The following is a 23,043-nucleotide window of genomic DNA, read 5'->3' on the forward strand; positions in this document are numbered from 1 at the left end:
AACAGTGTGCAGCTTACCCTGCCCCGGAGCCCCTATTCGCACCCAGCCGACGGGCGTAACTTACCGCCCTCCCAACTAGCCGCTGACAACGCGCAGGTTCAGCCTGGGTGCGGCCTCCGCATAGCCATTGTTCAGAAACAAGGCGATGAAGTAGTCCCCCTGGGCCAGCCCGCTCAGTACCTGGCTGCCCATTGCGGCAGGCAGGTAGTGCCATTTCAGGGCGCTGGTGGCGCCAGGCACCTGGCCGGCGCGATACACCCCCAGCCAGTGCTGCGTCCCGGCTGGCATGCCCTGCCAGCTGACGGTCACACTCTCCCCCACGCGGATCTGGCTGGCGCTGGCCGTCCATGTCACCACGGGTAGGGGCTGTGGCAGCGGCGAAGGGAGCGCCTCGGCCTGGCCGTTCAGCACCGGGTCGGTGTAATCCAGCCCTGCGCCTTCCAGGTGGCCTGCCAGCCGGCGCCAGTAGCTGCTGTCGCCCTCCAGCTTCACGCCCAAGTCATACCAGCCATAGCTGGCAGAGAGCGGCCGGATCAGGCTGCGGCTTTGCCCGGCCGGCACCTCGACCAGCTGCACGGCGGTGTCGCCATAGGCGTTGTCAGCCAGCCTGAAGCGGCACGCCTGCGCCCCGCCATTGCTGAACGTCAGTCTGACGCAGCGGGCTGCAGGGTCTTCCTCCAGCTGTACCTCGGCCTTGCGTGGCAGGCTGTCCAGGCTGCCGCCAAATTCGCGCGCATAGCCATTGTGGCTGACGACGACCAACTGGTAGTGACTGCCGCTCCAGCTCCAGGTTTCCAGCGCTATCTGCTTGCCGGCCTCCACGGTGTAATGCCATGGCCCGTCGTTGCGCACGGTGGAATAGACGATATAGGTCGCCGCCACCGAGCCGGTATTGTTGAAGCTCAGGGCGTACTTGCGCGCTTCTGCCACCGTACTGCCCGTCACTTGCGAGCGATAGGGCAAGGCGCATGCCCAACGCGGCTGGGCACCGGCCGTGGTCTCCTGCCTTGGCAGGCTCTGGGTGGCCGGGGGCAAGGCATCACGGCTGCCGCCATACTTGAAGTAGCTGGCACTGCGCGGCACGCTGGCAGGCCAGCTGGCATTGGGGTTGGCAAAGTTGAAGACACTGGTCATGTCGCCACACACGGCCCGGCGCCAGGGCGAGATAAGGTTGCATTGCACCTGGCTGCGCGGCAGGCCCTTGCCCTGCACCAGCCACTCTTCCAGCAGCCGTATCAGCGAGGTATGGTCAAACAGCTGGGAGTTGACCCGCCCCCCCTTGCTCCAGGGCGAAACGACCAGCGTCGGCACGCGTGGCCCCAGGCCGATGGGCTCGGCACTGTTGTAGGTCTCGCCCATGCCGGCATTCGCCAGCGTCGTGCGGCCACGCCCCGCATTCAGCGGCGGTACCGTCGCCGGCATATGGTCGAAAAAGCCGTCATTCTCGTCGTAGGTGATGATCAGCACGGTCTTGGCCCACACAGTGGGATTGTCCACCAGTGCCGACAGCAGACGCGCTGCGAAATGCTCGCCGGCATTAGGCGAGTGCGACGGATGTTCACAGTACTCAGTGGGTGCGCATATCCACGATACCTGCGGCAGCCGATTCGCCCTGACATCGGCAGCAAAGTCATCGATCAGCCACTGGCCGCTGGTACCCGCCGCATTGCCGCCATGCGAGCCCGGCGCCATGGCACGACCCCGGCGGTACAGCGGCGAATCTGCCGTCAGCTTACGGCCGGCAGCATCCACCCTGAAGTTCCTGAAATACTGCAGATAGTTATCGCCGTAGTTATCCCACTCCTGATAGACCTTCCAGCTGATGCCATTGGCTTCCAGCACCTCGGCATAGCTTTGCCACTCCAGCCCCTTGGCGGCCGCGTTGTCATTGGCGATATCGGCGTTGTAGGTGCCATTGTTGATGTTGTAGAGCCGGGCATCCTGAATGCCTGTCAGATAGCCGTTGGCATGGCCGCTCAAGGCGTAGAAACGGTTTGGGTCGGTCGGCCCGAATACCGAACAATGGTAGGCATCGCAGACGGTGAACGCATCTGCCAGCGCGTAATAGAAGGGCAGGTCGGCCCGATTGAAGTAGCCCATGCTGCGCACCGTCTTGCGGGGTATCCAGGCATTCCAGTCCTTCCAGGCCGCCTCGGTGCCTTTCCAGGAATGATCGAGCCCCACTTTCAGGGCATTGGTATTGCGCACGTCAAAATGATAGGGCAGCACGTAGCCACTGCCATTAGGCTGATACCAGACCGGCTTGCCCGAAGGCAGCGGGATAGCCCGCGGATCATTGAACCCCCGCACACCGGCGAGGCTGCCGAAGTAATGGTCGAACGAGCGGTTCTCCTGCATCAGGAAGACCACATGCTCGATATCCCCCACACCCCCAGCCCCCTGATGCGCCGGTGTCGCCAAGGCCTTGGCGATGACCTGGGAAAAACTGGACGCACTGGCCAAACCCATGGCACCCGCCGCCATGAAACCTCTACGGGAAGGATTCTCTATCGACATGCCGGACTCCACGGTGAATGAAGCCCTGCATTGTTTTGGTAGAACAAGTCAGCAGCATGACAGTCGCCACAAGGGCGCATCAGGCAGCAGTCCTGCAGTACCTCCCTCCGCCAGCACCGCGTCTCACCCGCCTACATTTCATATAGTTGCATTTTATATGCATGTTTAGTATCGTTACCTCAGTCCCCCACCGGCCACTGCCATGCAACTGACCCGCTTCTCTGACCTAGGCCTGCGCGTGCTGATGTACCTGACCCAACACGACCGCGCCCTGCCCGTCACCATTGCCGAGATCGCCGGGCAGTTCCAGGTGCCGCACAACCATCTGGTCAAGGTGGTCAACCGCCTGGGCAAGCTGGGCTGGGTAGCCGCCACGCGGGGCCGCAATGGCGGTCTCCGGCTGGCCGTGCCTGCCCATGGCCTGCAGCTGGGGCAGGTGCTGCAGGGGCTGGAGCACAGTACCGAGCTGATCAACTGCGAAGACCCACCCTGCACCCTGCGCGGCAACTGCCTGCTCAAGGTGGCGCTCAATGCAGGCCTGGCCGCCTTCTACAGCAAGATGGATGACTACACACTGGCCGATGTCTGCGGCAGCCGTACCGGCGAGGCCATCATCACCCTGCACCGGCAGTTTCTCGATCAACAGACGGCGAGGCATTGATCATGCAAGCCATTGCACAGGCGATAGGCCACCCCACGGTAGCGGCCGTGGTCGCCGATTTCTACCAGCAGGTACGCGCCCACCCTACTCTGGCTCAACCCTTTGCCAGGGTGCATGACTGGCCCGCACACCTGGAGCACCTGACCCATTTCTGGTGGGTGACACTGGGCGGAGCGCGCTACCTTGAATACCGCTATCAGGTGGCAGAACGCCATGCCGAGGCCGGCTTCTCCCCAGCCCTGCTGCAGGATTGGCTAGCCCTGTTTGGCCAGACCCTACAGTCACACCTGCCTGCCGACCAGGCCAGTGCCTGGCTGAACCGTGCCGAGCGCATAGGAGAATCGCTGCGACTGATGCATGCACTGGGGCACTACCCTGATGCGACAAGTCAGACCCCAGCCACCACCGCCCCCTGCAGGTCCAGCTAGCAAAATCGTTTTCCCATCCCGGCAAACCGAGCAAGGAGCGCACAATGCAAGACCCCGCCCTCGTACATCGCTATTCCACCCGGCTGATCCAGTTCGCCTGCCTGCTCAGCCTGGCGGGTTTCTACCTCGCCTACTTGAAGACCGACCAGGTCGGCCTGGGCACCCTGGTAGGCGGCCACCTGATGCTCTTGATCGGCCCCGGCCTGCTCAAGCTGGGCTATGTGCTGCGGCTGGCGGCAGAAGAAGCGGCCAAGCCGCAAAACCGCCGGAGAGAAGCCGCCATTGTATTGCGCGCTCAAGCACTGCATTAAAAGTTGCATTTTATATACCACTAATGGAGTACCACATGCTGTCTGCCGCATCCCGCCCCTATATCGCCGCCAGCGTTCCCGTCCTGCGCGAGCATGGCCTGGCCATCACCCGCCACTTCTATACCCAGATGTTTGCGCAGCATCCTGAGCTGCAGCATCTGTTCAATATGGGCAACCAGGCCAGCGGGGTACAACAGCAATCGCTGGCCGCCGCCGTCTTTGCCTACGCCGCCAATATCGACAATGCCGCCGCCCTGGCGCCCGTGCTGGAGCGCATCGTGCACAAGCATGCCTCCGTCGGCATTACCCCCGCCCATTACCCCATCGTCGGCCGCCACCTGCTGGGTGCCATCCAGGCCGTACTGGGTGATGCCGCAACGCCAGCCCTGCTGGCCGCCTGGGATGAAGCCTATTGGCTGCTGGCAGGCGAGCTGATCGCTGCCGAAGCCAGGTTGTACCAGCGCACCGCAACAGCGGCAGGCGCCTTGCAGACGCTGGTAGTAATGGAAACCCGCCGCGAGAGCGAAGACGTGATGTCCTACTACCTGCAAACAGCCGATGGCCGCTCGCCCGGCAGCTTCCAGCCCGGCCAGTACATCAGCGTGGCCGTGCAGTTGGGCGAACTGCGCCAGCTACGCCAATACAGCCTCTCCGATGCAAACGACCGCCCTTGGTGGCGCATCAGTGTCAAGCGCGAAGCCGGCAACCCCACCACCCCGGCGGGCCAGGTATCCAACTGGCTGCATGACCACCTGCGCCAGGGCGATACCTTGATGGCCGGCGCCCCCTTTGGCGATTTCACCCCCGGTCTGGCCGGCACCGCCCCCATCACCTTGATCTCGGCCGGCATAGGCATCACCCCCATGGTCGCCACCCTCAACACCCTGGCCAGCCAAGCCAGCCGGCGCCCCATCGTGTTTGCCCATGCCGCCCGCAATGGCCAGCACCATGCCATGCGTGCCGATCTGGCCGCAGCCCGCGCCCAATTACCACAGCTGCGCTCAGTGCTGTTCTACGAGCAACCGGCAGACACCGACCAGCTCGGCAGCCACTACCAGTACCAAGGCCGAATGCAGTTATCTGCGGTGGTGGACGAAGGCAATCGCGAGGGCGAGTTCTTTCTCTGCGGCCCGCTGGGCTTTATGCAGCAACAATGGCAAGGGCTACTGAGCGCTGGCGTGCCGCCTACCCGCATACACCGCGAGGTGTTCGGGCCGGAGCTATTGGATCACCTGATCTAGCGAACTACCGGTCGCGGCAACGGGCATATATAAAACATGCCCTGGGTTCGGCCGAAATATTTGGGGGGGGAGGTCACATCGAAGGAGATTGGACATGAAGAAGCGATTCACCGAAGAACAGATCCTCAGCCGACCTCGTACGGCCTGAGACCGTGCGATGACGTCGAGTGGCTGCATTTCCGCCCAAGTAGACATTCGCACCGGAGGAATGAAGTGGCCGCTGTGGCCTCTATTCCAGACTTCAATGTCCGAGCTAACCGGCCTGCGGAGGCAAGCGGTGTAAGCCTAGGCTGAGATGATGCATCATGTGCCTCAGCCTGGGCTTACGGCGCTTGCCGTAGCGAGTCAGGTTAAGCGAGTGGTTAATTCTTATTCGCATACTCGGAACAGAACGCGCTGAAGACGTCGTGGCTGTTCAAGGCCTTGGCCGCTTCGACCATGATCGGATCGGCTGAGTCCGAAAGCCAGAGTGCCAGAAAGCGAGTGGGCGTTCGCGGACCAAAGAGGCCTTCGGCTTCAGCTTCAGTGAGCGCAACGAAGGCAGCTTTGAGCATCCCGTCGCGCTTTGAATCGAAGTCTAGGGATTGATCCGCGTGTATGGCTTTGAGTATGTCGTTCGCTTCGTCAAACAATCCGTGGTCTGCCCACAAGGACCATTCGTGCGGGCCATAGCGATAGTAGTTGTACATCGGGTCAGTCGCTGCTGCAGCGATCTGGGAACTTGTGTTCGCGACCGGCCCTATGCTGCACAGACTGTCGTCCGTGTAGAGGCTATACCCGTAGAGTTCCTCTGCGCTGTAGGTTTTGCGTAGCAGGCGGTAGTGCTGCGTGGTAGCTGAATGGAGGGCAGACTTGAGGGCGGCAAACATAGCGTCGGTATGAGGGCTAACGTTGGAGGTAACGTGCGGCCGGAGCTGCGTAGCAGCGGAGGGAACCCAAAGTGCTGTTTTGGGCTGTCACGTTGACCGAAAGTTTAGGCGCCTTAGGCCAATTACAGCGGGTAAAGTTCAGGATAAGATTCATATGCCCAATATTTTGAAAGCTTTGAATAATAGGCTTCAGCGCTAGTTTTTGAATTTTTAGAGCAATAGATTACGGCATCTTGATAGGGCACCCTTAGGCACAAGCCTATAAATTCGCCAGGGCTAATTTGCATTACCCACCAGTCCTCCTGCCCCCCAAATGTGGCATGACTATCTGTTTCCACATATGCAGGAGAACCAAGAATCTCATGCAACTGCTCTCGGCCAACAAAATGGAAGCATCCAGCAAGATATAGATCCATTTCAAATGGCGGCTTCGTGGGCTGCATATACCCAGGGCCTAATATTTATTCAACGGACGCACGAATCCGCTTATGGACAAGAAATGCGACATGCTTTACTCCAATAACCATGTGAGTTTGCAGATATCTTTCGAATCTAGCATCCATGTATGTGTTGTTAGCACTGACTTGCCCACACGAGACTAACTAACCCTCCTACTTAACAGCGATTCTAACACTGCGAAGCGGGCCTTCACACCCTCAAGATAGCGGCGACATTGCAAGCAATTTCACTCATGGCTGCTGCTGAGAGCCGATAAGCGATCCCACGTGTCCGTGCTTACCCATGACCGCTTTGGTCGAAAAACTGTCACCGTTCCAGCACTGTCAGCGTGATCATCAAGGTGCGCAGGAAAAATCGGCGGCATGATCTTGAGCAGCCAGAGCTGGTGATCCGTTCAACCAATATCCGCACGATTGTAGTAATCGACACCGAACCCGCCTCAAGCGTTGAGCTGGCTGCATTCTCAGCCGACCAGCGAACGAGTGCAGAAATAATGATTACCTACCGCATACTCGCCCGCGCCCGCCACTTTTCGACATTGACGCCCTTCACCAACAGCCACAGGCAGAAGGAAGCCTCACCTATCAATACCGGTATAAAAATGCCGGGCATGATCGCGTTGGCGAACGCCGGTGCAAAAAAAGACGAAAAACAGACCACCAGATAACTGAGGCCCGCGAGCTGCATCAACAAACCGATCAATTTCGGCAAGAAGTCCGACTTGTAGATCAGGTAGCCAATAATCAGGCAGGTAAAGCCAAAGAAGATCAGCGCAATATCAAAGGCAATATCGTGCGACTTCAGGGCCAAACCAGCGAGCATCTGCAATTGTCCAGGCTCAAAAACCTTCAGGTAGTCGGCATTATTCAAAATGTGTGTCACCAACAACAGAAACAGCTTGCTCATGCATTCGACTGCCAGGCTCAACAGGTTGAGCAGCACAGCCAGCAGCATGAGCTTATGGCTTACTGGCTTGAGCAATAGGTATTCAATCCAGAGTTGTGGTACAGCACAGATAACCACGATCAGATTGCAGGCCACCCCCAGGTTCCATAAACCCGGTGAGGCCACGATATTACGTGCCGTTGCCGCAAAATCACCCGCTACCACCAGGCTATTGATCACAAATCCTTCTGCGAAAGCCCCAAACACAATAACCGCCAGGTAAAGCACACCTGCCAGGCGTGCATAAACCTGTGGTGATATCTCCATCGTTTTACATGCCATGGCAACCTACTCCTTGCAGGGAACACGGAACAACGCTGAGCGCCGCCAACACAACCCGGCTGGCGATTGAGGCCAGGCGGGCGCAGCAGACAGTTGGGTACAGTAGGCGCGCATAGCAACGCCAGAAGGGTTTTGTTAGCGGCGCTAACGGTGCTGAAAACTAGAGCGGCCTGAAGTGCGCCAATCCAGCCAGGCGCACACGGGCAAGAGCAAGGCTCGCCTACTCCACGTCCTTCAGAATTTTCTCCACCGCCGCCATACGGGATCGGATATCTGTCATTGCAGTATCAATGGACGACAGCATCGCCGTGGTCGCGGCCTGCGAAGTCGCCATACTGGCCGCCAACTGGCGATAGGCCTCTTGATGTGCCAGGTTGGCCTTCGCCTGCATAACAGCCGCGTAGTAGCGCATGCCAAAAATCAGCAAGATCGTCCCGAGTGGCAGACAGATCGTCAAAAGGTACACATTTTCAGACATGGGAAGCCTTTACGGATCGAGATGAGTGGATAAGGATTTGGCCGCTTCAGCAATGGCAGCGGGCGTGATTTCCAGTGCGAAGCGGCTGACTTCAAAGTAATTGAGTGCCTTGCCATCGGGCGACAGCTCAAGCTGGCTGGTCACCAGGCCTGCATCTTCAAGTTTTTGAAGATGCAGGTGCAGCAAAGGGCGGCTGATACCTATCTCGCGCGCCAGCTGGCTGACATAGTTGCGGCCCTGCGACTGCAGCGCAGCAATGATGCGCAGTCGGTGCGGATTAGCGAGGGCGGCAAGCATGGACAGCAGCTGTTCGCCAGAAATGGTGTCGTCTTTCATATGTAAGAAAATTATTACACGTGTATTCAGGCAGCGTCAACCCATCCTACACGCAGGCAACATCCGGCTGTACCAAGCTAGCTAGCCCTGTATGCCGATGTGGGGTATCAGTACCCAGCATCACCCAGCCACAGGCCAGGACAGCACACCGGTTTGGGTATAGACTTGAACCCATCCTGATTAGCTAATTAGCTAAATGTCACACTCATCCATAGAACGCGTCTTTGAGGCCCTGGCCTCCACACCTCGCCGCAAGATATTGGCCTACCTGTCCGAGGTTGAGCTGACGGCGGGCGATATCGCCTCGCGCTTCGAGATGTCCAAGCCGGCCCTCTCCAAGCACCTGCGCATACTGGAAGACGCAGGCCTAGTCACCAGCGAAAAGCGCGGACAGTTTGTCTGGTATCGGCTGGTGCCGGACAACCTGGTCAACACCCTGGGTGGTTTCGCCGCCAGCATCTGCCCAGTGGGCGGCCCGCTCAAGCGCGAAAGCAAGCAGCTCAAGCTGCGCAAGGTCGAGGCAGAGTCATCGGGCAGCAAGGGATAGTCGCCAGTCGGGTAACAGGAGCGCGCCAAAGGCCGACCGCCTGCAAGCGCTGGCAGACGCCAGTGCAATTGATCGGCTGCCCTTGCACCGCTGCGAATGCTGCGGACTTCAAACCCAACGCCTAGACCGTAAAACCGGCGGTCCGGGTAATCCTGCTTGCCAAGAAGTCCATGAACACCCGCACCCTCAGGGGCTGATAGCGCCGGCTTGGATACAGAAAATGCACCTGATGCGGCGCAGCTACCCAGTCCGGCAGCGCCAAAACCAGCTCACCGGTGTCGAGCAGGTCTTGTATCAACCAGGCCGGTGCGATACCCGCCCCGATGCCGCGCCGCAATCCCTCGCGGATCGCCAACGAGCTGTTCACCAGATAGCGCCCACGCACCGCTACCGTTTCGCGCTGGCCGTCTGCTTCGTTGGAGAGCTCAAGCTGGTCGCCGCTCTGCAGCCAGGCATAACGGAGGTAGGGCAACCGCGCCAGGTCCTGTGGCTCTCGCAAAGTTGGGTAACGCGCCAGGAATTCGGGCGCAGCCACCACGGGCCGTGCCGAGGCCGCTACCCGCCTTGCGATGATCTGCTGCGGTAGCGGGCCGCCCAGGCGCAAGGCCAGTTCCATCCCGGCCTCGACCAAGTCCACTTGCCGGTCGTCCAGGATCAGTTCCACCTCGATGTCCGGATATTCGGCGAGAAAGTCGAGCACCCAGCCATTCAGGTGCATTTCACCCAGCCCGACCGGTGCGCTCACGCGCAACAGGCCGGCGGGCTGTCCGGTCAGGCCGCGGGCTGCGGCCACGCTTTCGGCCCACTCCTCCAATACCCGCTTCGCGCGTTCGTAAAACCGTCGACCGGTGTCGGTCGGCGCGAGGCTGGTGGTACTGCGTTCCAGCAGGCGCACGCCCAATTCTCGCTCCAGCGCAGCCACCGCCTTGCTCAGCGTGGGCTGGCTACTGCCGGCCTCGCGCGCAGCGGCGCTGAGGCTGCCGAGCTCGACCGCGCGAACGAAATATTCCAGCCGGCGAATCCTGTCCATGTCATTCCATTTTTGAATGAGCCTATTGCAATTTTACTACCTACCCACCAGAAACAGCATGAATAAAACTGCATTCCGTCGCAGCCGATCCGCTGCGATGCCACTCATTCAATATACGGAGTAGTACGATGCAAGCATTTGATTTTCATGCCTCTCTACAAGACTGCGAGGTCGTTGTCATCGGCGGCGGCACCGGCATCGGTTTTGCGACTGCCTTGGCCGCCAAGGCACGTGGCGCGCGCATTACGCTGATCGGCCGCGATGCCACCAAGCTCAAAGCCGCCGCAGCACAACTGGGGGGCGCCCGCATCTCGGCAGCCGACATCGCCGACCGTGCCAGCGTCGAAGCTGCGCTGGCCGGACTCACACGCATCGATCATCTGGTCATCACCGCCGGCAGCCTGCTCGCCGGCAAGTTGGCCGAGAGCGACCCGGATACGCTGCTCAAGGCTCTGCAGGAGCGAATCGCTGGGCCGCTTTATGCCATCAAGGCATCACTGACCAAGATGCCCGGCACCGGCTCCATCGTGCTGATGGGCGGCCAGTTTTCGGACCGCCCGGCCGGCAACGGCACCGCGGTCATCTCGGCGGCCGTGCGCGGCATCGAAGGTCTGGCCCGCGCCTTGGCGCAGGAGTTGGCACCGATCCGGGTGAATGTCATCTCGCCCGGCTTTATCGACACCCCCTTGTTCGACGTGCTGGGCCCGGACGGCAGGAAGGCGGTACTCGCCCAAGCTGCAGCCACCCTCCCGGTAGGCCGTGTCGGCCACCCGGAAGAGGTTGCCCGGGGGATCGCGTTCCTGCTGACCAATGGCTATATGACAGGAGAGGTGCTGCATATCGATGGCGGCGGCCGCCTGGTCTGAGCGCCGCTAACCAAAGCGACCTCCAGAAACGTCGAACGCCGGGCAAGGCAGTAGCAGCGACAAAAGCAAGGCTTACAGCTACCCCCTGCAAGCCCTGCTGGCCTGACTATACAAAGCTGCCGTGCCCACATACCGCCCGTTATCCATGCCAACGGATCGCACCCTGGTGACATGATCGCATCGACCAGACAAGCGGTACGGCTGCCGCACTTGTAATTCAAGCAAGCGCTTGGTAAATTGAATAACAAGCTGCCATTGCCCCCTGGGGCAGCAGCAGTGTATCAACCCACACCAACAATAAGCACTTGGAGACCATCATGGCCACATACCGCGCACCACTGCGTGACATGCAGTTTGTCCTGCATGAGCTGCTGAACGTCGAATCCACCCTTACCGCCCTGCCCGGCTATCAGGATGCCAACCGCGACCTGATTGATTCGGTGCTGGAGGAGGCGGCCAAGTTTGCCCAAGAGGTGCTGTTCCCGCTCAACCGCAGTGGCGACGAGGAAGGCTGTACGCTGGTCGATGGCGAGGTCACCACGCCCAAGGGCTTCAAGGCCGCCTACGACCAGTTCCGCGAAGGTGGCTGGACCGGGCTGGACTGCGATCCCACCTATGGTGGCCAGGGCTTGCCCAAGACCTTGGGCTTCCCCATCTCTGAAATGAATGTCTCGGCCAATATGGCCTGGAGTATGTATCCAGGCCTCAGCCATGGCGCCTATGCGGCCATCCACGCCCACGGTAGCGATGAGCAGAAGGCGACCTATCTGCCGCCGCTGGTCGATGGCAGCTGGACCGGCACCATGTGCCTGACAGAACCCCATTGCGGCACCGACCTGGGGCTGATCAAGAGCCGGGCCGAGCCCTTGGGCGATGGCAGCTACCGTATTAGCGGCACCAAGATCTTTATCTCCAGCGGCGAGCACGACCTCGCCGACAATATCGTCCATCTGGTGCTGGCCCGCCTGCCGGATGCCCCGCGCGACATCAAGGGCATCTCGCTGTTCATTGTGCCCAAGTTCCTGCCAGCCAACGGTGGCGTAGGCGAGCGCAACCCGGTGAGCTGCGGCTCGCTGGAACACAAGATGGGCATCAAGGCCAATGCCACCTGCGTGATGAACTTCGATGGTGCCGTCGGCTACCTGATAGGCGAGCCCAACCGTGGCATGAGCTATATGTTCACCATGATGAACGCCGCCCGTCTGGGCGTGGGCATGCAGGGCCTGGGCCTGAACGAGGTGTCGTACCAGTCTGCCCTGGCCTATGCCAAGGATCGCCTGCAGATGCGTGCCCTCACCGGGCCGGTGGCCCCCGAAAAACCGGCCGACCCCATCATCGTCCACCCCGATGTACGCCGCATGCTGCTGACCATGAAGGCCTATGCCGAAGCCGGCCGGGCATTTTCCAGCTGGCTGGCGGTGCTGCTGGATGTGGAAGACCGCGCCGAGGATACCGAGCAGCGCCAGGATGCGGCCGACCTGTTGGCCCTGCTGATCCCGGTGGCCAAGGCCTTCATGACCGACAATGGTTTTGAGACCACCAACCACGGCGTGCAGATTTTCGGCGGCCACGGTTTCATCCGCGAATGGGGCATGGAGCAGTTTGTCCGCGATGCACGCATCTCGCTGCTGTACGAGGGCACTAATGGCATACAGGCCATGGACCTGATCGGCCGCAAGGTGCTGATGGACCAAGGTGCCAAGCTGCGCAAGTTCACCAAGCTGGTACACCGTTTCTGCCAGGAGCAGGAAGGTCGTGCCGAGATGGCCGAGTTTGTGGCCCCACTGGCCGCGCTCAACAAGCAGTTGGGTGAGGTGACCATGAAGATAGGCATGGCAGCCATGCAGAACAAGGATGAAGCCGGCGCTGCCGCCAGCGACTACCTGCGCCTGCTGGGCCACTTGGTCTACGGCTGGTTCTGGGCCCGCATGGTGGCAGTCAGCCTGCCCAAGGCAGACGAGCCGTTCTACGCCGCCAAGATCAGTACTGCCCGCTTCTACTACGCCAAGCTGATGCCCGAAACCCACGCCCTGACCGCCAAGCTGGCCACGGGCGCCCAGCCCTTGATGAGCCTGGACCAGGATCACTTCGCCTTCTGACGCCTCGCAATCTGACTTGGCGCCTCCCGTCCGCCTGCGGACGGGAGGTGCTTGAGTGTACTGGCATCGGAAGCAGGCAGGACGTCACGTCTGATATACACTAGCCACAATGACACGCAGCCCTGAGGGGGCAAGGTCTTGTTTCTGCTCCCCCTGAGCGGACCAATACTCACGCTATAGATCGCATCGCCCATTCGGCACCCCGTTGCCGGATATCAAGCGCTTGTACTTAGCGCCGGTGAAAAGTCTTTTCGCCTTGGTGGCGCACCTCATGTAGCAAAGCCCTTGATGATGCCGCCCAACCGCAATCCGGCCTCTTCCAGCCCCTGCATCGCCACCTGCATCGCCCGCATGCTGTTCAGGTTATCGTTATTGCCCTGCTTGATATGATGCACGGTGGCGGCAATCTGCTGCACACCCGTTGCCTGCTGCATGGCCGTGACCGCAATCTGCTGTGCTGCCTGGGCATTGGCGGCGGCCGTGGTGGACATGCGCGCCAAGGCGTCGCCAGCCACGCCTGATTGCGCCACGCCGCTCTCTACCGCAGCGGCACTGTGTTCTGTCGCCACGGCCAGCGCGGTGATCAGTTGTTGTATTTCCAACAGGATGCCACGCACCTGCACCACTGCCTGCTTGGATTGCCCCGCCAGGTTTTTCATCTCGTGTGCCACCACGGCAAAGCCCTGGCCCTGCTCATCGGCATGGGCAGCCTCTATGCTGGCATTCACCGCCAGGATGGCAGACTGCTCGGATAGCGCATTGACCGCGTTGACGATATCGCTGACAGCCTGGCTCTTGTCGGTCAGCTGGCCTATGCGCTCGGCGACGACACCCATCCTCCCCTGTATGTCCTGCATGCCGCGCACCACTTCATTCACGGCAGCCTGCCCGCTGCGCGCCACCTCGGCCGCCATCAGGGCACTACTAGATACCTCGGCCATGCGCTGCGAAGTCAGCTCGGTGGTCTGCCGCAGTTCGGCAATGGTGGTGGCCAACTGGGTGGTCGCGGTCGCCGTCTCGTCCGCGGCGGTCGCCACCTGCGTGGTACCGCTAAGGACCGTGCCCACCACGCTGTCCATGGTCTGGGTACCCTTGCGCATGTCCGCCACCATGCTCTGCAGATTGGTCACCATGTTACGGAAAGCCAGACCCAGCTCGTCCTGCTCGGATGCCAGAATGGGTATGGCGCGCAGATCACCCTGTGCTATCGATGCAGCAGCAGCCGCCTTAAGCCTGAGTGTGGCGGTCATCTGGAGAAAAGCCTGGTTCAGCACCCCCAGCTCATCGCTGCGGGCCGAACTCGCCAGGCGCGGCGCCAGATTGCCCAGTGAGATAAGCCGGGCCTCCTCGGCCAGCTCACCTAGCGGCACGGCGATATTGCGTGTCACCAGCGCAGCGACACCCAGCACCAGCAAGGTGACCAGGGGAATGCCGTAGGTCACCAGCTCCATGGCGAGCACCGCATTGCCCTGCATGGTCGCATCACGCTGCTTTAGCAGCGTACGCTCCTCGGCCTCCATCTCTGCAAGCAGGCGCCGCAGGGCATCCATATCACGCTTGCCCTGGTCGGTCAGTACCAGCGCCATGGCGGCTTGCTGGCCCGCCTCGCGGCGCAGGTCTATGGTCTGCCTCAGTTCAGCCAGCTTGTTCGCTGTGGCCTGGCGTACCTGCCGCAGGCGCTGCTGCTGAGAGGGATTGTCGCGGGTGGCCTGCTGCAGTGCCTGCAAGGTGTTATCCAGCTTGCGCACAGCCAACACATAGGGCTCCAGATAACGTTCCTGGCCTGTCAGTAGATAACCGCGCTGCCCGGTTTCGGCATCTCTCAGCAACGATGCAACGCTGTCCAGTTGCGCCAGCACTGCATAGGTATGGTCCTTCCAGTTCGCGGCACCCAGCAACCCATCCAGGCTACGGTGCGCAGTCAGTCCTATCACCACCAGTGCCAGCAAGGCCAACAGGTAGCCCAGGGCAATCTTCCAGCCCACAGTCCATCGCATATCCGCCTCTCCTCCCCTTGTTGGGACAGCATTGGTTCAGGCTGCACGGACATGTGCGCCATCAACCTATCAAACTTGGCCGGAGAGTCGGATAAACCGACATATCTACTTAGCGCACCCGGCAGTCATGTCCTAATCTAGAACGAAATAGGAAAAAAGGCGCGCAAGCCGGAATGCACACGGCGCACAAGACGTAGCCAAGCCCATTGCCTGGTTGGAGCCACTGAGCTGGGTATTGCGAGCAGCTCTTGGTATTCAGAGCGAGAGAGGAATGTGTGGGATCAATCCATACCGTGCTGCCGTTTAATTTAAACGGCCATTGCTTTGCCTTGCCAGCCCAGCAGGTGATACGCGTTCTGCAGGCATTGGCGGTATTGCCATTGCCTGCCGCCCCCGCCGTCATCAGCGGTATCTGCCAGGTACACGGCAAAATCATTCCCGTCATGAATATGCGCGCCCGCCTGGGCTGGCCACCCGCCCCTCCCCAGCCCTGGGCGCACTGGATCTGGCTGCGCGGCAGCCAGCGGGAACTGCTGTTGCCGGTTGACCGCACCGACCCTGTTTGCCAGTTAAGCAGCGAGCTGCACCCGGTCTCGGCCTTGCAAGGCAGCGATGCCACGATACGTGGGGTATTGGCCGATGGACAGGGGCTCTATCTGCTGCAGGATGTCGATACCTTTCTCTCCCAGGCAGACGAACAACAGCTCGGCAGCGCGCTAGCCGCCCATGCACACCACTGACCGACCCATCGTGCCAGAAAACCAGGACGCCACCACGGCGCTTGCCCAGCGCATCGCCAAAGAACTGGGGCTGGATTTCTTTGACAGTCGCCAGACCAGGCTGCGTAGCGCCCTGCGGCAAGCCAGGCTGACTTCGGCCGATACCGGTACCCTGTCGCTGACAACCCTGCTACCCCACCTGGTGGTAGGCGAAACCTACTTTCGGCGCGACCCAGAGACCTGGCAAGCCTTGCAGCAGGACGTACTGCATCCCCTGCTGCAAAGCCGCATCCAGGCGAGCGATCGCAGCCTGCGTGTCTGGAGTGCTGCCTGCTGTACTGGCGAAGAAGCCTATACCCTGCTGTTCTGTCTGGCTGACCTGCTGGGGCCTGCGTTGGCTGACTGGCAACTGACGCTGCTAGCAACCGACATCAATCCCGCCTTTATCGCCCATGCAAAGGCCGGCTGGTATGGTGACTACGCGTTCAGGCAAAGCACACCAGCCTGGCGTGAGCGCTACTTTACCCGCGAGGGAAAAGGCTGGCGCGTAGCGCCGCCCTGGCGCAGCCACATACGCTTTGCCGTGCATAACCTGGCTCTGCACGATTACAGTGTGGCTGGCCCATCAGCACAGGGCTACGACCTGATACTGTGCCGCAATGTGCTGATGTACCTCACCCCAATGGCCACCAACCTGGCACTGCAACGGCTGCAGGCACAGCTTGCTCCTAAGGGCTTGCTGCTGCTGGCGGCAGCCGAGGCAGGCCTGGCGCAGGCCGCCGGATTTGGTGGCCGTATGCTGGGGCTGGGCTATGGCATATCACATGATTCCGGGGCTAACCCACCCGCCCTTCGCACTACTAAAGCAACAACAGCACCGCTGCCGCCACATCGCTCCCCACCGCGCGCCCGTAAACCGCAAAGCAATCCGCAGGTTGAGCCTACGGTGCGTACAGTAGCAGCAGCCCCCCCACCGCTCGCCACCTATGAAGACTACCTGTCCCAGGCACAGGCGCAGGCCGACCGTGGCGAGCTGGGTGCAGCCGGGGCAAGTTGCCAGCAAGCCATACAGTTGGCCCCATTGCGGCTGGAGGCATACTGGTTGCTGTCGCTCACGCTGGAAGCCGCCAGCCGGCCCGAGGCTACCCTGGCTGTGCTCGACAAGCTGGCCTACCTGGCACCCGATCTGGCCATGGCACCCTACCTGGCCAGCCAGCTGTATCTGCGGCTGGGGCAAACCGAGCAGGCCGAGCGGCAGCGCCAGCATTGCCTGCACCTGCTGGCAGGACAGGATGAGCAGTCCCTGGTAACGCTGGGCGATGGCATGAGCGTGGCGCAACTACGGCAGCTATGCCTGGGCTTGGGAGCATTCCCTTCATGAACATGATGGCTAGTGATCATTGGTCCGCGCTGCACCGGCAACTTGATGCCCTGGCCGAGCAGCTGCAGCGTAGCGATACCCAAACGCCAGAACAGCAGGCTGATGCCCTAGCCGCACGCAGCCTGCAGTGGGCGCAGTCGCCGGGGGCTGCATGTGATGCGACGCAGGAGGTGCTGGCCTTCACCCTGGGTGATGAAATCTATGCGCTTGCACTGCCCCATATCGATGCCGTCATCCCGCTCAAGCAATTGACCCCCCTGCCGGGCACGCCTCCCTTTGTACGCGGCATCGTCAATGCCCGTGGTCGCGTGGTGTCAGTGCTGGATCTGCGGGTGCTGTTTGCCTTACCGCCACGAGGCCTGGCAGACCGTAACCATCTGGTGATCCTGCGCAATACGGCAATGGAATTCGGACTGCTGGCCGACCGCATCCTCGGCGTACAGATGCTAGCGCCCAATACGTTACAGACAGAACAGGCCGGCCTAAGCGGCCTGCGCCGCAACCTGCTGCAAGGGATCAGCCCGCAGCAATGGCAAGTACTGGACGGCGACCGCTTACTGAACGAACCCAGCCTGGTGGTGGATGACTATGACTGACTATCGGGATGCGTTGAAGCTGTACTGCGTTCATTCCTCAGCTGGCCTTGCGCTTCACCGCTGCATCGCTATCGCCCCCCTTCCAATATCGCACTTCAACCCGCTGTTGGCCGCACGTGTTAGCTCGCGAACAGGCCCCAAGGAGCCGCCATGTGGTTATTGAACCTGCGTACCCGAAGCAAGCTGACGCTGGCCTTCGCCCTGATTGTGCTGGGTGCGGGGGGCCTGCTCTTCCTGGCCCAAACCAGTCTGCAGACCATACGCAGCAATAACCAGTCCATCGTCGAGCTCAATCAAGATCTGATGGGCTTCAAGGAGATTCGATTCAACGTCCACGATATGCGCTCTGAGATACTGAACACCCTACTTACCCGTGATGCCACGCACGCAGAGGAATTAGGCAGCAAATTCAAGGCCATCGCCTTGCAGGATGCCGCCACGTTGGAGCAACTGCGCCACCATGCCATGGGCGACGCAGAGATGGCGCGGCTGGTCAGTGCCGTGACGCACATCTGGCAAGAATTCACCGCCGCCCGCGATCAACAAATCGTGCCCTTGCTGGCAGCAGCTAAGTTCGATGAAGCTCGGCAGATCGCCACAGGCGAGCAACGCGCCAGGGTGCTGCGCTTGCACGACCTGGCAGGGCAGCTGGATCAACTGGTCGCACTGCGCATACGCCAGCTTGAGCAAGCCAATGATCACCTCATCAGTCAACAGCTGGAGCGGGTGATCTGGCTGGGCGGCGGGCTGATCCTGCTGGTTATTGCGCTGACCCTGACGCTGAGCCAGAGCATAGCGCGGCCCCTGCAGGTGCTGACCAGCTATGCCCGCCGCATCAGCGTGGGCGATATCCCGCACGAAATGCATTACACAGATCGCAGCGATGAAGTTGGCGATCTGAGCCAAGCCTTTGCCGATATGGGCCAGTATCTCAAGTCGCTGACGCTGCAGGCAGAACGCCTGGCGCAAGGCGACCTCAGTACCGCACTGGCACCTAAGTCTGAACATGATCTGCTGGGGCGCTCCTTCGTCCGCATGGTGGACAGCCTGAGCCGCTTGACCGAGGAAATGCGTGAAGGCATCGTCGTCATCGCCAGCGCCAGCGAAGAGATACTGACCACAGCTGGCCAAGTCGCCGGAGGTGCGCAGGAAAGTGCTACCTCCATCACCGAGATCGCAACCACCATAGAAGAGGTCAAGCAGACCGCCCACCTTGCCCATCGCCGAGCCTCGGAGGTCAATCAGGCTGCCGAGCACAATCGCCGGATTGCCCAGGCCGGCCGCGAGGCTGTGGCACAGACCCTTAGCAGCATAGGTCAGGTCCGCGACCAGATGCACGCCATGTCCGAGGGTATCTTGCGCCTGGGTGAACAAAGCCAGGCTATCAGTGAGATCGTCGCCAGCGTCAACGAGTTAGCCGAGCAGTCCAACCTGTTGGGCGTTAATGCCTCGATCGAGGCCGGCAAGGCCGGTGACGCCGGCAAGGGCTTTGCCGTGGTGGCACTGGAGGTCAAGGCCCTGGCCGAACAATCGAAACAGGCCACGGCACAGGTGCGCACCATATTGGGAGACATACAACGGGCCATGACGCGTACAGCCATGGCCGCAGAACAAGGTAGCAAGGCTGTAGACCAGGGCTTCGAACGCACCCGAGTTAGCGATGAGGCCATGCGCAATCTGGCCGAGAGCATAGAGCAGTCCAGCGACATGGCGCAGCAGATAGCCAGCGCCAGCCAGCAACAACTTGCCGGTATGGAGCAGGTGGTGGCTGCCGTGGTCAACCTGCGCCAAGCCAGCCAGGACAATGCCGCAGGCGCCAGGCAAGTGGATCAGTCAGCCCGCGATCTGCACGGACTGGGCGGTCGTCTCAAGCTGCTGGCAGGCCAGTTCAAACTGCCAGCCCGGCAAACCAGCTAAGCCCTTGAACGCATGCCGATAGACCGCGCAGCATTGATGCAAAGGCTGATGGCCAGCTTCCAGGAGGAGGCTGCCGAACGGCTTGCCATACTGGAGAGTGAGCTGCTGCGTTGGCAGGCAGATGCCCCCGAACCCGACTCACTGGAGGCGGTATTCCGTGAGGTACACAGCCTCAAGGGCGCCACCCGCGCGGTAGGCCTGCATGAACCGGAACAGATCTGCCATGCCTGGGAGGCAGTATTGCAGGAGATACGCCAGGGCAAGCGAGCATTCCTGCCAGCTATGGTCACCGGTTTTCAGGCGGCGCTGCAGTTTCTCAAGCGTTGCCATGCCGGCGAAGCATTGTCGGCCGGGCAGTTTAGACAAGCGATGGACCTGCTTGCGCAAACAACAGTCGCTCCGCACCCTGCCTCTGCATCGCCCATCGTAGCGACACCAACAGTGGCTGCCGTGGAAACCACGCCGCCCGCGCCCCACGCGCCGGCTGCCACCCTTGCCGAACGGCCCGCTACCTGGCGTGGCCAGACGCTACGGGTAAGGGCCGAGCAGGGCGAGCAGTTGGCTTACTACGGTGAGGCCCTGCGCCAGCACCGGATGACAGCACATAACCTGCACAGACGCAGCCACGGCCTGCAGGCCGACTTCCAGCGCCTGTGGCAACGCCGGCTCCGCCACGAGGGCCTGCTGAGCCGTTTACGCAGCCAGCTTGCGCAAGGCCAGATGCCCGAGCAGGAGGCCTTGCGCAGCCTGCTGGAATGGCAGGACTGGAGCCTGGATCTATTGGCGACCATGCAGGTGGAAAGCCATGGCCTGCGGCAGGCCTGCCAGGCGCTGGATCGCGACATGGGTAGTCTCAGTGAAGCCTACACCCGTACTGTGGACGAACTGCTACTCCTGCCCTGCCGAAGTATGCTCGACGAACTCCCCGCCATGGTAGGCGAGCTGGCAGCACAAACCGGCAAGCAGGCCGAATTGCTGCTGCCACAGACCGGCCTGCAGGTAGACAAGCGCATCCTGGATGCCCTGCGCACACCCCTGATGCACTTACTGCGCAACGCGCTGGACCACGGCATTGAACCCCCGGCGGTACGCGCGGCCAATGGCAAGCCTGCCCTGGGCCGACTGCAGATACTGCTGCACCAGACCTCGGCCAGCCATTTCAGCCTGACACTGACCGATGACGGCGGCGGCATAGACAGGCACAAACTGCAGCAGAAGGCCGAAGAAACCGGCCTATTGGCAGCAGGCAGCCCTGCCTTGCCAGACGCACAATTGCTGCCGCTGGTATTCGAGTCCGGCATCACAACCAGTTCTTTGCTCACCACCCTGTCGGGGCGGGGCGAGGGTCTGGCCATCGTACGCGAGGCGATGGAACAACTGGGAGGCAGCATTTCGGTCGACAGTACGCCAGGGCAGGGCTGCCGGTTTACGCTGCAGCTACCTTTGAGCCGTTCGACCTTCCGTGTCATGCTGGTTCGCCTAGGCGAGCAGCGTTTTGCCATCCCGGCCCATGCCGTCGGCCGCGCCTTGCGCCTGCCGCTGACCGCCTTGCACCGGCAGGAAAGCGGTGACAGCGTGATGCTGGACGGCCTCAGCCTGCCACTGCGTCCTTTGGCCCAGGTCCTGGCCCTGGCTCCTAGCGGCAGTGAACCTGTCATGCTGAACCTGCTGCTGCTGGGCAGCGGCGAGCAGCAGATCGCCCTGCTTGTAGACGAACTCCTGGGTGACCAGGAAATCACCCTAAAGCCACTAGGCCGGCAATTGCGCCGAGTCCGCAATCTGCTCGGCGCCACTGTGCTGGGCGATGGCAGTCTGGTCCCTGTGCTGCACCCACAGGATCTTTACCGCAGCTGCTTGCAGGCACATGGCCCCTGGCAGGCACGACCCAGGGAGGAACAACCACGGCGGCAGGCACGTATCCTGGTGGTCGATGATTCGTTTACCTCGCGAGGTCTGCTACGGGCCTTGCTGGAGACGGCAGGTTACGCCGTGCAAACCGCCAACGATGGACTGGAAGCCTGGAATACCCTGCGGCAGCACCCTTTCGACCTGCTGGTCTCGGATATCGAGATGCCACGGATGGATGGCTTCACCTTGACCGCCAGGCTGCGCGCCGACCCCAACCTGGCCAAGCTGCCCGTGGTGCTGGTCACGGCATTGCATACGGCAGAGGACAAAGCCAGGGGCCTGGAAGTGGGTGCCAATGCCTATCTGGTCAAAGGTGGGCTTGAGACCGACACGGTGTTGGCAGCCGTCAACCGGCTGCTATAGGGAGCCCGACATGCATGTACTGCTCGTAGACGACTCCAGCGTAAGCCGACAGCTGCTGCGCCATATCCTGGAGCAGGTTGGGTTTCGTGTCAGTGAGGCCGAGCATGGCCAGGCTGCACTGGATCATTTGGCGGCATTGCAACCAGATCTGATCACCATGGACGTCCATATGCCGGGCCTGGACGGCTTCGAAACCACCCGCCGCATCATGCAGCAGCATCCAATGCCCATCGTCATCGTGACCAGTGGCATCAACCTGCCCGGAGCACAGACTGCCATGCAGGCACTGGAGGCCGGAGCACTCATGGTGCTGGAGAAACCGAGTGGCCCTACCGACCCCCACTTCCAGCAACGTGCCGAGGTGTTGGCCAGCAGCCTGCTGTACCTCGCTCAAGCGGTAGTAAAGCAACCTGGCCCGTCAGACGATACCCAGGCCTCGTCCCTGCTCTCCCTGCAGCATTGGCTGCAACGCCCCTTTCAGGCCTTGGTCATGGGAGCGTCGGCAGGCGGCCCACCGGCCATCAAGACTTTGCTAAACCGACTGAGCCCAGCCTGCCCCTGGCCCATCCTGCTGGTACAGCATATCTCGCCAGGCTTTTCAGGCAATTACTGTGAGTGGCTGGCAACCCAGACCACCATGCCAGTGCAACTGGCCAGCCATGGACAGGTGGCCCTGCCTGGTCAAATCTATGTAGCACCGGACGACCAGCATTTGCGGGTAGATGCCAGCTTGCAGCTATCTCTCGACCAGAGTGCACGACAGCCCTTTATCCGCCCAGCCATAGACGAGCTATTCGACAGTGCAGCCAGCCAGATGCGAGGACATACCATCGCTGTACTGCTGTCCGGCATGGGCCGCGATGGCGTGGATGGTTTATCCCGGCTCAAGGCATTGGGTGCACTGACCCTGGTACAAAGCCCCGCTTCTTCGGTAGTCGACGGCATGCCCAAGGCAGCTATCAACCAGCATGCTGCCTGCTATGTCGAAACGCCCGGCGGTGTTGCCACCATACTGAATCGCTTGATGCACCATACTTGATGCAACAACCCGACTGTCACAAGGCAGCGAAAAATACATTACAGGAGGGCAGCC

At 61.1% G+C, this 23,043-nt stretch carries 21 protein-coding genes; 13 read left to right on the plus strand and 8 right to left on the minus strand.

Translation table 11 applies throughout. The features are described 5' to 3' along the window. Positions 1-75: 75 nt before the first annotated feature. On the minus strand, positions 76-2,517 hold the full coding sequence (locus QQK16_RS02315; protein ID WP_284194805.1) for a phosphocholine-specific phospholipase C: 2,442 nt from the start codon (positions 2,515-2,517) through the stop codon (positions 76-78). A 202-nt stretch (positions 2,518-2,719) separates the two neighbouring features. Here QQK16_RS02315 and QQK16_RS02320 point away from each other — a divergent pair, with 202 nt between their 5' ends. The 4 genes from QQK16_RS02320 to hmpA are packed head-to-tail and all read left to right on the plus strand — an operon-like array spanning position 2,720 to position 5,158. Beyond that, on the plus strand, positions 2,720-3,178 hold the full coding sequence (locus QQK16_RS02320; RefSeq protein ID WP_284194806.1) for an RrF2 family transcriptional regulator: 459 nt from the start codon (positions 2,720-2,722) through the stop codon (positions 3,176-3,178). A gap of 2 nt (positions 3,179-3,180) precedes the next feature. Further along, positions 3,181-3,606, plus strand: coding sequence for a group III truncated hemoglobin (locus QQK16_RS02325; RefSeq protein WP_284194807.1), 426 nt, complete (start codon positions 3,181-3,183; stop codon positions 3,604-3,606). 44 nt (positions 3,607-3,650) lie between these two features. Then, positions 3,651-3,917, plus strand: a complete 267-nt coding sequence (locus QQK16_RS02330) for a hypothetical protein (RefSeq protein WP_284194808.1) — start codon at positions 3,651-3,653, stop codon at positions 3,915-3,917. 35 nt (positions 3,918-3,952) lie between these two features. Then, positions 3,953-5,158, plus strand: coding sequence for an NO-inducible flavohemoprotein (hmpA, locus tag QQK16_RS02335; protein WP_284194809.1), 1,206 nt, complete (start codon positions 3,953-3,955; stop codon positions 5,156-5,158). A gap of 362 nt (positions 5,159-5,520) precedes the next feature. Here hmpA and QQK16_RS02340 read toward each other — a convergent pair whose 3' ends face one another. From QQK16_RS02340 to QQK16_RS02360, 5 genes are all read right to left on the minus strand, one after another. Then, positions 5,521-6,027 carry a DUF4303 domain-containing protein gene (locus QQK16_RS02340; RefSeq protein WP_284194810.1) on the minus strand — a complete coding sequence of 169 codons (507 nt, stop codon included), beginning with the start codon at positions 6,025-6,027 and terminating at the stop codon, positions 5,521-5,523. A gap of 122 nt (positions 6,028-6,149) precedes the next feature. Continuing rightward, positions 6,150-6,470, minus strand: a complete 321-nt coding sequence (locus QQK16_RS02345; RefSeq protein WP_284194811.1) for a hypothetical protein — start codon at positions 6,468-6,470, stop codon at positions 6,150-6,152. 517 nt (positions 6,471-6,987) lie between these two features. Further along, on the minus strand, positions 6,988-7,713 hold the full coding sequence (locus QQK16_RS02350; RefSeq protein ID WP_284194812.1) for a DUF4386 domain-containing protein: 726 nt from the start codon (positions 7,711-7,713) through the stop codon (positions 6,988-6,990). Positions 7,714-7,933: 220 nt separating this feature from the next. Beyond that, complete coding sequence (locus QQK16_RS02355) at positions 7,934-8,191, minus strand: hypothetical protein (RefSeq protein ID WP_284194813.1); 258 nt, start codon at positions 8,189-8,191, stop codon at positions 7,934-7,936. Between the two features lie 9 nt (positions 8,192-8,200). After that, entirely contained in the window at positions 8,201-8,527 is a 327-nt protein-coding gene (locus tag QQK16_RS02360) for an ArsR/SmtB family transcription factor (protein ID WP_284194814.1), read from the minus strand. A gap of 196 nt (positions 8,528-8,723) precedes the next feature. Here QQK16_RS02360 and QQK16_RS02365 point away from each other — a divergent pair, with 196 nt between their 5' ends. Further along, positions 8,724-9,074 (plus strand): metalloregulator ArsR/SmtB family transcription factor, encoded by a 351-nt coding sequence (locus QQK16_RS02365; RefSeq protein ID WP_284194815.1) that lies wholly within the window; start codon positions 8,724-8,726, stop codon positions 9,072-9,074. A 121-nt stretch (positions 9,075-9,195) separates the two neighbouring features. Here the strand turns inward: QQK16_RS02365 and QQK16_RS02370 are convergent, their stop codons facing one another. After that, positions 9,196-10,104, minus strand: coding sequence for a LysR family transcriptional regulator (locus tag QQK16_RS02370; RefSeq protein ID WP_284194816.1), 909 nt, complete (start codon positions 10,102-10,104; stop codon positions 9,196-9,198). Positions 10,105-10,232: 128 nt separating this feature from the next. Here QQK16_RS02370 and QQK16_RS02375 point away from each other — a divergent pair, with 128 nt between their 5' ends. Both QQK16_RS02375 and QQK16_RS02380 read left to right on the plus strand, forming a co-directional pair. After that, positions 10,233-10,970: an SDR family oxidoreductase gene (locus tag QQK16_RS02375; RefSeq protein WP_284194817.1), complete on the plus strand. Its 738-nt coding sequence runs from the start codon at positions 10,233-10,235 to the stop codon at positions 10,968-10,970. Positions 10,971-11,287: 317 nt separating this feature from the next. Then, on the plus strand, positions 11,288-13,069 hold the full coding sequence (locus QQK16_RS02380) for an acyl-CoA dehydrogenase C-terminal domain-containing protein (RefSeq protein WP_284194818.1): 1,782 nt from the start codon (positions 11,288-11,290) through the stop codon (positions 13,067-13,069). A gap of 269 nt (positions 13,070-13,338) precedes the next feature. Here QQK16_RS02380 and QQK16_RS02385 read toward each other — a convergent pair whose 3' ends face one another. Continuing rightward, positions 13,339-15,066, minus strand: a complete 1,728-nt coding sequence (locus QQK16_RS02385; RefSeq protein WP_284194819.1) for a CHASE3 domain-containing protein — start codon at positions 15,064-15,066, stop codon at positions 13,339-13,341. Positions 15,067-15,341: 275 nt separating this feature from the next. Here QQK16_RS02385 and QQK16_RS02390 point away from each other — a divergent pair, with 275 nt between their 5' ends. From QQK16_RS02390 to QQK16_RS02415, 6 genes are all read left to right on the plus strand, one after another. After that, positions 15,342-15,806, plus strand: coding sequence for a chemotaxis protein CheW (locus tag QQK16_RS02390; protein WP_284194820.1), 465 nt, complete (start codon positions 15,342-15,344; stop codon positions 15,804-15,806). Further along, positions 15,793-17,166: a CheR family methyltransferase gene (locus QQK16_RS02395; protein WP_284194821.1), complete on the plus strand. Its 1,374-nt coding sequence runs from the start codon at positions 15,793-15,795 to the stop codon at positions 17,164-17,166. The genes QQK16_RS02390 and QQK16_RS02395 overlap by 14 nt, the downstream gene beginning before the upstream one ends. Next, positions 17,163-17,762, plus strand: coding sequence for a chemotaxis protein CheW (locus tag QQK16_RS02400; RefSeq protein ID WP_284194822.1), 600 nt, complete (start codon positions 17,163-17,165; stop codon positions 17,760-17,762). Before QQK16_RS02395 ends, QQK16_RS02400 begins: the two co-directional genes overlap by 4 nt. 150 nt (positions 17,763-17,912) lie before the next feature. Continuing rightward, entirely contained in the window at positions 17,913-19,679 is a 1,767-nt protein-coding gene (locus QQK16_RS02405) for a methyl-accepting chemotaxis protein (protein WP_284194823.1), read from the plus strand. Positions 19,680-19,715: 36 nt separating this feature from the next. After that, positions 19,716-21,950, plus strand: a complete 2,235-nt coding sequence (locus QQK16_RS02410; RefSeq protein WP_284194824.1) for a hybrid sensor histidine kinase/response regulator — start codon at positions 19,716-19,718, stop codon at positions 21,948-21,950. A gap of 10 nt (positions 21,951-21,960) precedes the next feature. Further along, positions 21,961-22,989 (plus strand): chemotaxis protein CheB, encoded by a 1,029-nt coding sequence (locus QQK16_RS02415; RefSeq protein WP_284194825.1) that lies wholly within the window; start codon positions 21,961-21,963, stop codon positions 22,987-22,989. Positions 22,990-23,043 lie beyond the last annotated feature (54 nt).

This window comes from Chitinimonas prasina, from assembly GCF_030160395.1.
GTDB lineage: Bacteria > Pseudomonadota > Gammaproteobacteria > Burkholderiales > Chitinimonadaceae > Chitinimonas > Chitinimonas prasina.